The sequence below is a fragment of the Enterococcus sp. DIV1639a genome (assembly GCF_050530445.1).
GTDB classification, from domain to species: Bacteria; Bacillota; Bacilli; order Lactobacillales; family Enterococcaceae; genus Enterococcus_B; species Enterococcus_B hirae.
This window is the reverse complement of the sequence record NZ_CP172886.1, coordinates 119,780-133,238: the sequence shown is the minus strand read 5'-3', so window position 1 is coordinate 133,238 and position 13,459 is coordinate 119,780. Positions and strand designations below refer to the sequence as shown.

The 13,459-nt window shown below is 35.2% G+C and carries 14 protein-coding genes; 2 read left to right on the top strand and 12 right to left on the bottom strand.

Translation table 11 applies throughout. The annotated features are described in order from the left end of the window. Nucleotides 1–4: 4 nt before the first annotated feature. From IGJ32_RS00650 to IGJ32_RS00640, 3 genes are all read right to left on the bottom strand, one after another. Entirely contained in the window at nucleotides 5–904 is a 900-nt protein-coding gene (locus IGJ32_RS00650; RefSeq protein WP_373169102.1) for a metallophosphoesterase, read from the bottom strand. Between the two features lie 25 nt (nucleotides 905–929). Next, on the bottom strand, nucleotides 930–1,286 hold the full coding sequence (locus tag IGJ32_RS00645; RefSeq protein WP_010736822.1) for an iron-sulfur cluster biosynthesis family protein: 357 nt from the start codon (nucleotides 1,284–1,286) through the stop codon (nucleotides 930–932). Nucleotides 1,287–1,358: 72 nt separating this feature from the next. Further along, entirely contained in the window at nucleotides 1,359–1,928 is a 570-nt protein-coding gene (locus IGJ32_RS00640) for a GNAT family N-acetyltransferase (protein WP_010720398.1), read from the bottom strand. 237 nt (nucleotides 1,929–2,165) lie between these two features. Here IGJ32_RS00640 and IGJ32_RS00635 point away from each other — a divergent pair, with 237 nt between their 5' ends. Next, nucleotides 2,166–2,462 carry a hypothetical protein gene (locus tag IGJ32_RS00635; protein WP_034698663.1) on the top strand — a complete coding sequence of 99 codons (297 nt, stop codon included), beginning with the start codon at nucleotides 2,166–2,168 and terminating at the stop codon, nucleotides 2,460–2,462. 323 nt (nucleotides 2,463–2,785) lie between these two features. On the opposite strand, the gene IGJ32_RS00630 is transcribed toward IGJ32_RS00635, so the two are convergent. The 5 genes from IGJ32_RS00630 to IGJ32_RS00610 all read right to left on the bottom strand — a co-directional run bounded on the left by IGJ32_RS00630 (nucleotide 2,786) and on the right by IGJ32_RS00610 (nucleotide 7,895). Beyond that, complete coding sequence (locus tag IGJ32_RS00630; RefSeq protein ID WP_113792598.1) at nucleotides 2,786–3,991, bottom strand: hypothetical protein; 1,206 nt, start codon at nucleotides 3,989–3,991, stop codon at nucleotides 2,786–2,788. Between the two features lie 277 nt (nucleotides 3,992–4,268). After that, nucleotides 4,269–5,222, bottom strand: a complete 954-nt coding sequence (locus tag IGJ32_RS00625; protein ID WP_081128351.1) for a siderophore ABC transporter substrate-binding protein — start codon at nucleotides 5,220–5,222, stop codon at nucleotides 4,269–4,271. A gap of 21 nt (nucleotides 5,223–5,243) precedes the next feature. Then, nucleotides 5,244–5,999 carry an ABC transporter ATP-binding protein gene (locus tag IGJ32_RS00620; protein ID WP_034698655.1) on the bottom strand — a complete coding sequence of 252 codons (756 nt, stop codon included), beginning with the start codon at nucleotides 5,997–5,999 and terminating at the stop codon, nucleotides 5,244–5,246. Next, on the bottom strand, nucleotides 5,996–6,952 hold the full coding sequence (locus tag IGJ32_RS00615) for an iron chelate uptake ABC transporter family permease subunit (protein WP_063626410.1): 957 nt from the start codon (nucleotides 6,950–6,952) through the stop codon (nucleotides 5,996–5,998). Before IGJ32_RS00615 ends, IGJ32_RS00620 begins: the two co-directional genes overlap by 4 nt. Then, the gene (locus tag IGJ32_RS00610; protein WP_010736816.1) at nucleotides 6,945–7,895 is read right to left on the bottom strand and encodes an ABC transporter permease; all 951 of its coding nucleotides are present in this window, start codon (nucleotides 7,893–7,895) and stop codon (nucleotides 6,945–6,947) included. Before IGJ32_RS00610 ends, IGJ32_RS00615 begins: the two co-directional genes overlap by 8 nt. 145 nt (nucleotides 7,896–8,040) lie before the next feature. On the opposite strand from IGJ32_RS00610, the gene IGJ32_RS00605 reads away from it, so the two are divergent. After that, nucleotides 8,041–8,487, top strand: a complete 447-nt coding sequence (locus IGJ32_RS00605; protein ID WP_010720405.1) for a YueI family protein — start codon at nucleotides 8,041–8,043, stop codon at nucleotides 8,485–8,487. A 219-nt stretch (nucleotides 8,488–8,706) separates the two neighbouring features. Here the strand turns inward: IGJ32_RS00605 and IGJ32_RS00600 are convergent, their stop codons facing one another. The 4 genes from IGJ32_RS00600 to IGJ32_RS00585 form a co-directional block, all read right to left on the bottom strand. Further along, complete coding sequence (locus tag IGJ32_RS00600; protein ID WP_063626409.1) at nucleotides 8,707–11,124, bottom strand: BspA family leucine-rich repeat surface protein; 2,418 nt, start codon at nucleotides 11,122–11,124, stop codon at nucleotides 8,707–8,709. A gap of 20 nt (nucleotides 11,125–11,144) precedes the next feature. Further along, the gene (locus IGJ32_RS00595; RefSeq protein WP_034698647.1) at nucleotides 11,145–11,351 is read right to left on the bottom strand and encodes a hypothetical protein; all 207 of its coding nucleotides are present in this window, start codon (nucleotides 11,349–11,351) and stop codon (nucleotides 11,145–11,147) included. A 151-nt stretch (nucleotides 11,352–11,502) separates the two neighbouring features. Continuing rightward, complete coding sequence (locus tag IGJ32_RS00590; protein ID WP_181915167.1) at nucleotides 11,503–12,516, bottom strand: DUF3324 domain-containing protein; 1,014 nt, start codon at nucleotides 12,514–12,516, stop codon at nucleotides 11,503–11,505. A 109-nt stretch (nucleotides 12,517–12,625) separates the two neighbouring features. Further along, nucleotides 12,626–13,339 carry a hypothetical protein gene (locus IGJ32_RS00585; protein WP_010720409.1) on the bottom strand — a complete coding sequence of 238 codons (714 nt, stop codon included), beginning with the start codon at nucleotides 13,337–13,339 and terminating at the stop codon, nucleotides 12,626–12,628. Between the last annotated feature and the right edge of the window lie 120 nt (nucleotides 13,340–13,459).

Below are 13,459 nucleotides of genomic sequence, written 5' to 3'. Positions count from 1 at the left end.
CCTTCTAATAAGAAATGGTCGTCATGGCTTTTGCAAACTCTTCGTACAAATGTTCATTGCGGTAGCGATTAAACTCTGGGTCGTGTTTTCGTAATAGCGTGCGTAACTTCATGGGATGATAACTATCGATCAAGTGATTTTTTCGTACAAACTCCCTCGTCAATTGCCATTCATAATAATAGCCAAAAGGACGGCAACTATAGCGGGTACCATGAATGATTTTATCTTCAAAACGACGATGGGTATGTCCAAAAACAACCTGTTTGATATTATCGTATTGATCTAATAGTTGTCCAAAAGAAGCTGAACCTAAAAAAGCATTTAAGTTGTTCCAGCGTTCGTATGGAGCGTTTTGATAGACAATAAAGTCTTTTTTAGGAACAAAATGTGTCGCTAAAATAACGTCCAGTTTTTTTGCTTCTAACTGGTCTAGTAACTTTTTCATTGCTATCAGAACTCGAGCGTTGACTTCAATGTCACTTCCCTCTCGTTTAATAAAACGATCATACCAGTAAAGGTTCTTCATGCACAGAATTTGTTTATTTTCTTTTAACTCTGAGAATTGATAATCATACCAACCATTCATCCCAAGTAGGACTGTCTGCTCATTCAACGCCAGATATCGTTCATTTAAAAAGTGAGAATCCGGGAAATGATTCATCATTTCTTCTCCCTCAACATCTGCCAATTCATGGTTCCCAAAGTTGAACGTTGTAGAAATTCCTTTTTTAGCAAAAAATTCAACAACTGCTTGGCAAAGATCAACTTTATTCGCCACATCTCCTGCTAAGTGAAGCCGTGTGATCCCTTTGTCTGTGAGAACCTTCCACAAAATCAGCCATTCTTGTTCACTAAACTGATTGATATCTACATGTAAATCGCTGATAATTGCCAAGTTTCCCATACGCTTACCTTCTGTCTCCTATTTTCTACTCGTGATGTATGATTTGAAGATTACCTTTTAGTAATCCACTGGGGCCTTTTAACTGTAAACTCTTATAAGTCGGTTCAACTGCAATTGTCGTCGGATCATCTAGATACATCAATGCACTTTTTTTGATGTAGATTGGTCCAACAGCTGTTTCTACTTTGACAGAGTATAAACTCAAATCTTTTGTTGTCTCTTTCTTTACGAGAATCAAACGAAAGGATGTATCAATCTGACAAGTTACTCGACTGTCGGCAAAAGGACCATCTCCGTCTTCAATATCAAGTAATAACTGTTCATCTTCATTTTGTTGTGCTAATAATTTTTCTTTTGCTTCATCTGTTAGTAATAATTCCATTCTTATCACCTCAAACTTAGCTTAATGATTTTACAACTCAGATGCAACTAACTTGTTTATGCTACACCTTTATCAACTTCTACCTGCTTGCCATTCTTGTCGTGTCAATCCTCGCAAGACAACTGAAACGATTTTTCCTTTGAAACGCCTTGCATCAGGGATGATTCCTTCTTTTTTCATCCCAAGTTTTTCCATTACACGCCCCGACTTAGGGTTTTCTGCATCGTGATAAGCAAAGATTCGGACCAAGTTTAACTCTTCAAATCCTAATTTTATCAATGCTTGACTCGCTTCTGGAACAAATCCTCTTCCCCAATAGTTCTTATTCAGTGCATATCCGATCTCTGCGTTATCTTCATTTTCTTGTACTCTTAAATCAATTGTCCCGATGAATTGTTGATTTTCTTTTAATTCAATACCGTACTTCCCTAAAGGTGCTGACATAAAATAATTAGCGATGCTGTTTTTCGTATCTTCAACGGATTGATGTGTTGGAAATACAAACCGTGTCGTTTCTTCATCATGAGCATAGTCATACATGTCTTTTGCATCATTTAATGTAACGGGGCGTAAAATCAAGCGCTCTGTTTCAATACGTTGATGTTGCGCAAAAACCAAATTTCGATTGATCAATTGTTCCATCGCTATCCTCACCTTTTGCTTTTTCGTTTTCTTAACTGTAGCGAAATTTGTTATAACTTTCAACTACTTCCGTCGAAAGAATTCTTAAACCTGCCTAAAATAAAGGACTGGAAAGTTCAAAATAAAAAATCCTTAATCATTGCTTGAAAAAGAATAATTTTTTGTTCACGTTTTATTAACATCTTTTCGTTATCGTTGAAATAACCAATAAATACAATGGATATCGGAGGAGTTCCTATGAGAGAATATACGAAAAAAATCTATTTTATTGAAGAAACCCAAAATATTGAAGGATCTTATATTGAAGTAAAAACCTTATTTGTCAACGAGGATAAAGAACAAGCCCTCACGACATTTAAACAATTATCAAAAAAACTAATGCCGTCTTTTGGCTTAGTACTCGGTGAGTATAAAATCAAAGCCGGAAAAAGTTATTTTTCCCAATTATTACAACGGTGGGCACATTTACCGGCTGAATTTTATCGTACGATGACAATTTTAAATTACCAAACATTAGCTGAAACAAAAGGATAAAAATTTAAGTTTTATTTATGTTTCGTTTAGTATCTTTATCAACACCATAGGAGGCGAACGAGATGATAAAAAAATTTTTCACACGATTATTTACCCAACATCAACCTAGAATTAATCCTTATGAAGTCGAAAATGAATTTATGTTGAAGACAGACTTCCCTAAATGCTACTAATAGCTTGCTTTATAACCAAAAGAGAGACTGACAGATTATTTTCTGACAGTCTCATTTTTTCTCCTATTTAAATCTTCTAAATATATATCTATATACAAATCCATAACCATTAATCTTCCTTAAAAAAAAATGTACTTTTATTAAACAAGCTTATGTTCTAGAAAAGTATTTCTCTTGCTTTACAACATATGATTGTAACGAAGGCTCAGTTCTTTGTTGTCTAGGTAAGGTAAGAATATCTCCCATTTTTTTTAATTGAGGTATAGAAGGTGGCATTTGTTCATTGTTGATTCCTACAATACGAGAATCTTTTTTAAATTCTTCAACAATTTTATTCCGTTTATAAAGCCTCCAATTTCTTTTATAAATATTGTTATATCTTCTTTTTAAAACTATGTATTTTATTTTTTTATATATATTATTTTTTCTTTGACTTCGTATTTTTTCTAATTTCATCATCTTCTGTTGTAATTTTACATTTTTTGGATGATTTTTTCGCTTCAGATAATAATTGTTAAAAATATAGTCAAAAGACTTATTTTGTTCATGTTTATTAGTTTTCAAAGCCTTAAGAAATCGTTTTCTCATCTCTAAAGTTGAATTAGGGCAAGAGTTCCATTTAGGTCTCAATGTTGGTTTAGAATGAGAATATGACAGAATACTTTTTTGACAGTTAAAAAGAGCTACTTTAAGTGTAGACTCTACCTCGTTAACAACGCAGTTTCCAACATTTTGAGGTGACATATCAACGTTAAGCCTAGAAACACACTTTTTTGTTGATATGTGAACTAATTTCTTTAATTCTTCGAAAGGTTGTATCGTTGGTAGAGCAAACTTATTACTTAAATAAAGTACATGATTAAGCTGATCTATTCTTTCAGCATAGATGGTTACAAGTCCAACAGGAAATTGATGATTAAATAGTTTCGCTTTATCAACCATTACTACGTCATAACAATTTCCATGTTTATATATTATTAATCCAGAACAATGTCCTTTACCAGAATAAAGAGGATAGGCAAGTGGTACAATCAAAAATGACGTAGGATCATTTGTTTTAAGACTTTCCAGTATTTGTAACGATGCAGTAGTACTTGGTGCATTACAAAAATCTAGTGTTTTTGTTAATGACGAAAGAATGTGTTCTTTCCTATTTTCATCAATAAAGAACCCATCAGTATCCTGTTCAATCATTTTTTTGTAGGTAGAAAGTAGCATCACTTCGTCCTCTGTGCCAGTATCACCGTCTCTCTTGTGCTCTTTGACAGCATCTTCCATTCTATAGTATAAGTTGGTATTATGTTTTAACCCTAAGGTCAGGGCTAAAAGCTCATAACGACGTTGATAATCATCCATATAATTCAATTCCTTTCATATGTAGAGATTAAGATGAATAATTTAAAAAACTTTATTCGATTCATTAGTGGGAGTTGCTAACAAATATAGCATAGTTGAAGATATAATATTCATTAATTTTTTCCTCAAGAAAGAAATAGTTGTTCTAAGCTTACATAAATATGAGCACATCCCGTTATGACTATAAAAAAGATTACTCCACCATCTATAGAATCTAATATTTTTTTATATATAAAGAAAATGAGACCGATAACAATCGTCCCATCTCGTTTTTACTTTATTTCAAGGCTTGAGCAACATCTTCAATCATTAATTTCATGGATTCTAAGCCTCCACCACTTAGATACCAAACGTCTGGCTGTAGCGAAATCACTTTATGATGTTTACCTGCATCCGTTTGTGCAATCAACTCATTCGCAGCGACATTATCCTTACTGTCATCGCCACCGATCGCTTTCGTACGATCTACCACAAAAAGAATACCAGGATTTTTGTCTAATACATATTCATAAGAGACGCTTTGTCCATGAGTAGAAGCTTCAATATGTTCATCTGCTTGTTTAAAACCAAAGACATCATGAACAAGTCCGAAGCGTGATCCTGAACCATAGGCGGATAATTGTCCTTCATTGACTAACGTCACTAACGCAGTTTGATCAAGATTACTTGTTTTTTCTTTTATCTCATTGATTTTTTTAGTTAAATCGGTAAGTCCTGCCTCGGCTTGATCTTCTCGATCAAAAATCTTTCCTAAGGTTTGAACATTTTGTTGTATCGATTCCCATGGCTTGCTTGAATCAACAGCTAAATATAAAGTAGGCGCAATTTTGTTTAATTCCTCTTGATAATCGCTTTGTCTCCCTGAGATAATGATCAAATCAGGTTGCATTTGGTTGATTTTTTCTAAATCAGGTTCTTTAAGTCCGCCTGCGGAATCCACTTCTTTATATTTTGCCAAATAGTCTGGTAAATTCTTCGTGGCCGCACCAACGACTTTATCCCCCACTCCTAATGCATCCAAAGTATCTAAAGAACCATTATCAAAGACGACGACTTTTTGAGGTTTTTGTTTAACTTCAATTTTCTCACCGTTACTGTCTTTTACGGTCAAAGAAGATTGAACTTCTCCGCCGCTGGTTTTCGTATTTGTCGTAGTACTCCCCGCATTGCTACCACATGCTGCTAACGCTACTGTTGCTACTAATAAAAAACTGACAACTAATTTTTTCATTCCGATTCTCCTTCTGCTATTTTAAAAATAAAGACAGAATCTGCGTCCTTCAATCTCGCAAACTCGAATGTCCATTTCATATAATTCATCTAAGATGTTCTTTTGGATAATTTCATTGGTGGCTCCTTGAATAAACAGTTCCCCATTTTTCATGGCAATGATCTCATCCGCATAGCTTGCTGCAAAATTGATATCATGAAGCACAATAATGATCGTTTTCCCTAAATCTCGAACTAAGTGTTGTAAAATTTGCATGATCTGAACAGCAAAATTCATATCCAAATTATTTAGCGGTTCATCTAGTAAGATATAATCAGTATCTTGGGCTAACACCATCGCTATATAGGCTCGTTGTAGTTGCCCACCCGAAAGCGTATGGATCATCTGGTTTTTTAAGGAGGTTAAACCTAAGTGTTGCAAAGCTTCCGCCACGATTTGTTGATCCTTTGTAGTTAGCTTGCCTTTTGTATAAGGAAAGCGCCCAAATTCTACCAATTCTTCCACTGTGATTTGCATACTGATGCCATTTGATTGGCGTAAAATGGCTAATTTTTGAGCTAATTCTTTTGATCGCCAGGCTTTCACTTCATTATGATCAAGATAGATTTCCCCAGTATCTTTCGCAATCAAACGACTAATCATGGATAAAACCGTTGATTTACCAGCACCATTGGGACCAATAAAAGCCGTTAATCTTTGGTCATGGATAGAGACATCGACATCTTTGACTACCCGTTTGTCATGGTAACTTTTATTGACCTTTTTTAAATCGATCATCCAATTGTCTTCCTTTCTCGAATCAGTTTGATCATAAAGTACAGTCCTCCTGAAAATTCTACGATGACACTGACAGTGGTATTCCATTTAAAAATTTGTTCAACCAGCAGTTGTCCCCCCACCAAAAACAGTAACGCAACCAAAAAACTACCTAAAAACAACTCTCGATGCCGATAAGTCGCAAATAATCGATAACTAACATTCGCTACAATAAAACCTAAAAAAGTTAATGGTCCTACTAATGCCGTTGCTGTCCCTGTTAAAAGACTGACACCGCACAGGATTAAAAATTGAAATCGCTCTGTATCGATTCCTAAATTGATTGCCTGCTCTTGCCCTAGATGAAAAACATCTAAATAACGACTTTTATAAAACAAAAAGAGCCATGTACCACTAATCAATATAGTTGCTGGTACTAGATAATGACTAGGGATGTTCCCAAAACTAGCAAATAATTTTCCTTGTAATAAATCATATTCGTTTGGGTCCATCACCACTTGTAGAAATGTACTCACACTACTGAACAAAGTCCCTAAGATGACACCAGTCATCAAAAGCAAAAACAAGTTCGTTTGTCCTTTCTTTAGTAAAAAGAAAAAGAGTAATTGACTCAAGCCAACCATTAACGCAATATTTGTCAAAAAAAAGCCTGTCCCTGTTTGCTGAAGCATGGTCACACCCCCAACGACAAAGAAAAGGACCGTTTGAACTAAGACATAGAGAGAATCTAGTCCTAATACTGAGGGTGTCAGAAACTGATTTTGGGTAATTGTCTGAAAACTGATCGTGGCACTACTGGTGGCTAACGCAACAAGTAAAAAAGCAACGATTTTTTTACTCCGTAAGGCCCAAGCAAATTGCCAATTTCCATAAGTGTTGATCGTTAAATAGCTCATAATCACTAAGAGGACAAGAAGCAACAGTCCAATGAATACGCCCCTTTTTTTAAGCATATTTTTTCCTCCTAACCAACAAATAGAGAAAAATAATTGCCCCGAAGATCCCCACGATCACACTTACTGGGATTTCGTAAGGGTAGATCACCAAGCGAGCAACGATATCACAAAAAAGTAAGAAAACACTTCCCAACAATGCAGTAATACCAATTGTTTTATGTACTTGATCTCCATATAAACGGGCTGTGATATTTGGAATGATTACCCCTAAAAATGGAATACTTCCCACCATGATCAAAACAATCGCACTAGCCAAAGAAACGAGACCGATCCCTAGTAACTGCATTTTTTTATAGTCAATCCCTAAATTGACCGCAAATGACTCCCCCAATCCAACAATCGTAAATCGATAAGCAAAGAAAGAAATAACGATTAATAATGGAACGGTTACATAAAGCAATTCATAATTTCCACGTATAATCGTGGCAAAATTCCCCTGTAACCAAGAAGACATATTTTGGATCAATTGAAATTGATAAGCAAAAAAAGTGGCAATGGAGCCGATGATATTACCTAACATGACACCGATCAATGGTAACATCAGTTGATTCTTTTGAGGTAACGTTTGTGCCAAAAAAAGAAATAAAAGTGTCCCACCAAAAGCAAACAAAAAAGCAGTAAATGAACGTAAAAGCAACGGTGCATTTGGTAAAAAAAGCATCACCACTAAAATACCCAATCTTGCACTATCCATCGTTCCAGCTGTGGTAGGCGAAACAAATTTATTTTGCGTCAAATGTTGCATGATCAAGCCACAAATACTGCTAGTTGCTCCTGCAAGGATCAGGCAAACCGTTCGTGGCAGACGAGTGGCAAGAAACAATTGCGTGCTTTGTCCTTTGAATTGAAGCAAATCAATTACTTGAATCGTTGAGACACCAATAAATAATGAGCTGATAGTCAGTAAACCTAACAACCCTATGAGCCAACCGTAGCGCATCAAACCCCTCCTGTAATTGATAATGATTCTCATTCTTATTCTAAGTGAACAGATGAACAAAAGCAACCGCTTTTTTTCCTTTCAAACTTCAATTGTTTGTATGTTATACTTTTATTAGCTATACAATGAAAAGGAGGATATTTTGATGTCAAAAGATGATGTACAAAGCCACTTAGATAAGGGGATGTATGGTACACCATTAGTTAATCCGGAGGAACAACATAAATATATGGGGACATTCCGTGAACGTTGCTATTTAAGTATGACTGTAGCTGAGATGAAAGATCCTATAAACAAAGAAAACTTTCTCAAAGAAATCGAAAAACAACCCGATGTTACGGTTCTTCTGAATGGCTCGCTACCTTTAACGATCCAGAATCAATATATCCAACTTGCTACCAAACAAAATGTACGCTTTACGATCGTTAATGATTATGTATCTGATGATCCCAATAGCTTTGGTTTATTAGTCGCTGCTAAAGAAGCGGTCAACGAGCCAGTCATTGATGTAGAAAAGAAATATCCCAAACAAGAGTCTCTTTCTCCAAAAGAACAGCCGAAGAAAAAAAGCTTTTGGGAACGACTATTTTAAGCTTATGCTGACTGTCATATTCCCCATAAAAGGCATGATACTCAAAACAATCTCTAAAAAAGAGAAGATACTAAAATTGACAAGCAATTTAAGTATCTTCTCTTTTTTTGGCGTTGAACACTATTTTCAATCTACAACATACCTCATTCAGTAAAAAATCTTTCACCTATGTTATCCCATAGCTAATTTCTTTTGATCTTCATAACTATTCAATCAATTTTAAGGGGCATTAACTAAATTCCATTCAACGTGCCCCGTATAATTTCCGGGTTGTGCTACCTTTGCATCAGTGATTTTGAGCGAGACATTTCCTAAATCATAATTATAGACAGAGGTATGAATTGCTTGAGTAGCTTTCATTATAACGGTTGGGCTATCCGTTTTTATTTCTGGTGAAATAGTACCTTGGACTTCACTACCACAATCAACCAAGTCCGTACTAGGATTAAATGGCGCATTTCCATCATTGATATTTTTCTTCACGATACCTTGGTTAGTTAGGACGATCGAGCTTGTTGGAATCTCCTGAGCGCTATCCCAAACAAGTTGCGCTTGTAGTGACCAACTATTATTAGTTTGACTCTCATCACATACACCGACATCAAAAGAAGTTTGTTTAATAAATGGAATATATTGCTCTCCTGATTCTTTTAATGGTGTTTCAAGAAAGCTAAATTTCTTAGGGATATAAGAAAGTCCAAATGAACTTGTTGTTCCCGGTCTCATATTGTCTGAAGGAGATGGCATTTCTGGTAATGGTGACCAGATGGCTTGATAAGTCGTATTGAGTAAGTCTGTCACCTGATTTCCACTGCCCCCTTCTTTTATGTTCCAGCCGATAAAAATGCTATTTGGTTTCTCAGCGACTAGAGTAGCTTTGAATTGATCAAGTGTTGCCATTTGTAGTTTAGGATCGGTAGGAGAAACCGCAACAGATTGGAAATAGTGTTTTGTTATACTATTATCTTCAAACGTCCCCCCGTTGGCATCAAAAGTAGGACCAGCGATTATCCGATTATTTGAAAGATAATTATAATTCAATAGTTTATTATCTTTGGCAATAACTAATAGTGGAGTCTTGTTGTCTGTAGTAAAGATATTAGTAGTATCAGTGACATTCGTCAGATCAAATTGTCTTAAATCTAATAAGTTTAACTCATTCATGCCAAGAAACATGCTGTTCATAATCTTTACTTTTTCGGTTTGAAAAGAGCTCAAATCTAATTTTTTTACACTAGATAAATAAGAAAACATATGATCCATATTTACTACTTGACGAACATCCCAATTTGCTAGTTCTAATTCTTGTAATTTTCGATCTGCATTGAACATATAATTCATATCTATAATATGGGAAGTATCCCAACCACTCAGATTTGCTTTAGTTAAAAGGGGATCATTAGCAAACATCGCTCCTGTGTTTGTCACTGTACTAACATCCAATCCCGTCAAATCTACTTCCTTTAAATTCGACCAAAATTGAAAAGCATGTCTTAAATCTGTCGTTTGAATTGGTACTTTATTCCCCGAAGCAATTTTAAAACTGGTAATCGATTTATAATTAGGGAAAACTGCAGTGTTGATATTGTTCAAAATAGTCGGCTTTCCATTGATTACTGTAGGCACAACGATTTCTTGGCTCTTTCCAATGTATTTCGTTAAAAGATAACGATCCTTTTGTGGCGTCAACTGATATTGCCATTCCGATACAGTACCGGTTGCTGCTGTAACAGAGGAAGTTATTTGATCTACAGGCGATGTCGCTACATAACTTCCCTCAATAGAATGTTCATTCATTAGGTCTTTTAAAATGACACTGTTTGCTAGTTGTTCTTGCAATTGATTCTGCAATGAAACTGGCCAATGACTTAAATCTAAATTTTTTAATGCGTGACAATTAGTGACGAATCCTTTGACACTTTTAATCATGGTTGTCTTCCAATTGTTGATTCCCTCAATTTTTGTTAACTGTGGACAATCATTAAACATATCACTCAAATCTTCTGGCATTTCATTTTCTAAGATTGTCACTTGTGTTAAATTCGGACAATTCATAAACATACCTGATAGATTAGTCGCATCAAGTTTGTTGATCTTTACAGATTGTAATTGCGCACAGTTTTTAAACATTTCACTTGTATTAGTCACTTGACTAAAATCAGTCTGCCCAAAATCAACATTTCTAAGTGTTTGATTTCTAAAAAATACTTGTGACAAGTTGACACTATTTCCCTGATCACTAGCAATACAAGGGGCGAAAGGAAGATCAGCAGATACCGTCAAAGAATGCACTTCATTTTTGTTGATATCTCTCAAAAATTGTGGAGATAAGATTAGTTTTTTTATATTTGGTTGAATAGCATCTAAAAATGAAGAATTAATCACGATGGCTGGGACTTGGGTATTGTCTGACAATCCTGACAGCGTTAGTTCTGAATCATTCAATAGATAGTTGATGTGTTGATAGACTCCCTGATGAATTCCTCCCGTTGGCGATTCTACTACTTGCTTCAAGTCGTTGTTTTCAACGGCAGTCGCTGTTTGCTCTGTTTGGCTATCTGCAAAGCCTGATTGTCCATAATAAACCATATTTCCTAACAAAATCATCATGATCGAAACATATTTTATTTTTCTCAAATCAGTCAGCTCCTCTTCACTTATAATTGTTTCGCCACAACGAAAAAGTAACCAATACCTAATAAGATGAAACAAATTGAAGTAATAAGAATTAGTGTATTAAGATAAAGAATCGTTTTATTTTCTTCTCCTATAATCACTCTTTTATAATTCATTAAAAATAGGTAAATGGCTAAGCCCATGAAGAGAATACCCGTTGAAATAATAAAAATCGGTATCGTATACATCATTGTTCACTCCTTCCAATCAAATAAATATAAGACTTATACTTATTTGATTCCTCCTTTGAAAGTATGTTATTTCTGTTCATAAAGTAAATCATTCATACTCCTATTTTTTCTAAAAATGGATATAAACGAAAAATAGAATGAGTACTCATTAATTTTTCTTATATCTTATAATGAGATAACTGATGCCAGCTACATTGACTAAAAAGAGAATGATCCAACTAATTTGGAGCCATTGAGGAACAACAACGTGATAAAGCGACTGTTCATTGATATCATTAGCCGTTGTTGGATTGATCGTAAATTCTTTGCTAAATAACCATTCCTTGCCACCTGCCTTAACTGAACCAGTAAAAACATATGTCCCTGCTTTTAGTTCATCCTTTTTCCAATCAAATTGAAAAGGATAGACTGAATAAGGTGCAATATTTACATTTGTTTTTTGTTGCTCTTTGATGACTTTATCTGTATTTTTTTCAAGAATTTTACCTGCAACAGTTGCTTGATCAAATATATAAGGGTTAGGATTTAAAATATCTGCTTGAATGATTTTTCTTCCATTTGATAAAATCGGAGCGACTTTTTCTAAAGTAACAGAAATAGGTTGATTCATTTTGGTTTTTGCATTGTTGGTTAAAACTACTCCTAATGTGTAGTTATACGTATTTTCGATTGATACTTCTTTTTTCTGGTCTTTTGGTGTTTTTTCAGCTTTCTCAGAAACCACGATTCCTCCGACGACCACACCGGGAAATTTTTCTTTGGGTAATGTAACCGTAAGAGAGGTCTTTACTTCACTCTTTGCTGGTACTTTGACTTCTGACTGTGTCGCTTTGACGATCGAAGTCAATGGTAATTTCAAATCTTTGTTGTCTTTTATCGTACCTGTATAATCTAACAAACCATTCACATTGGTATTTGCGTTTGTAACTTTAATCGTTAATAGTTTCTCCTGATTTGAACTATTGATCAATTTAACACCCAATTGATCTTGTGTACCTGGTTGCTCACATAGATAAAAATAGCCTAAATTAGTATCAATTTGATGCACATTGGGAATACGTTCGATCGTATAGCCTCCCATTATTTCTTCTGCTTGAACATCCAACGTACCAATAAACATAAACATAAGAAATAAGATGATTGATTGCACTTTTTTTAACAATACCGTTCTTCCTTCCTTTTTTTGATTATCAGCAGCTCTTTGATCAAAAGCTTGGTCTGCCAATAATCAAAAAAAGGAAAAGAGTAAGTCCTTTCCCTTCTTAAGGTAATTATGGAGCAACCGATAGATTCCATTCGACATGTCCTGTATGTGTCCCTGCTGGCGTAGTTTTTGTATTTGCTATTTTAAGAGACACTTGTCCTAATCCATAATCATAGGTGTCATTATGCACAAATCCCTGTGTTCCTGACATCAATAAAACTTGAGCATCTGATGTAATCTCAACATTTGGCACAGCAGTAACTGAACCAGCTGGAGCGTCTACTAACTGACCATTTCCAGTATTGACCTTCGCATTAGTTCCAGTATGGGCAGTTTGAATCGACATTCCTTTTTCTCCATTATCCCAAACAACTTGTGCTTTTAAAGACCATCCCATAGTTTCCCGAGTTTTGTCTTTGACCCCGACATCAAATGTGCCAGAATTTTGTGGCATGGTCACAGGGATCGTCTGAGAGCCAGTTTCCAATAATTTTGTTGACGGGATTGTAAAAGTACCTGGTTCATAAGCAATCCCAAAGGCAACCGTAGGATTATTTGATTTATTCCCTGGATCAGATGAGCTGGCAGGATCTTTCGTATTACTTGGTGGCGTTGGATTAGTCCCACCATTTGTTGGTAATTCTAGTGGCGCACTGATCGGTGTTTCAGCTGTTGCTGGACTCGGGGTCGTAGTTGTGCTTGCTGCGTATACCCTTGGATTATTAATTAATAAAAAAGAAGCCAACAAGCCAGTGCTGATTAAAAAAGTACTTTTTTTCATTTATTTCACTCACTTTCTTTTTTCACACATTGGGTATTTTTATACTGTCCTGATTGAACAAAAAAAGCGTATCATTAAACTAGATTCAGTTTTTTTTGTTTTTTTTTTGATTTCACACTT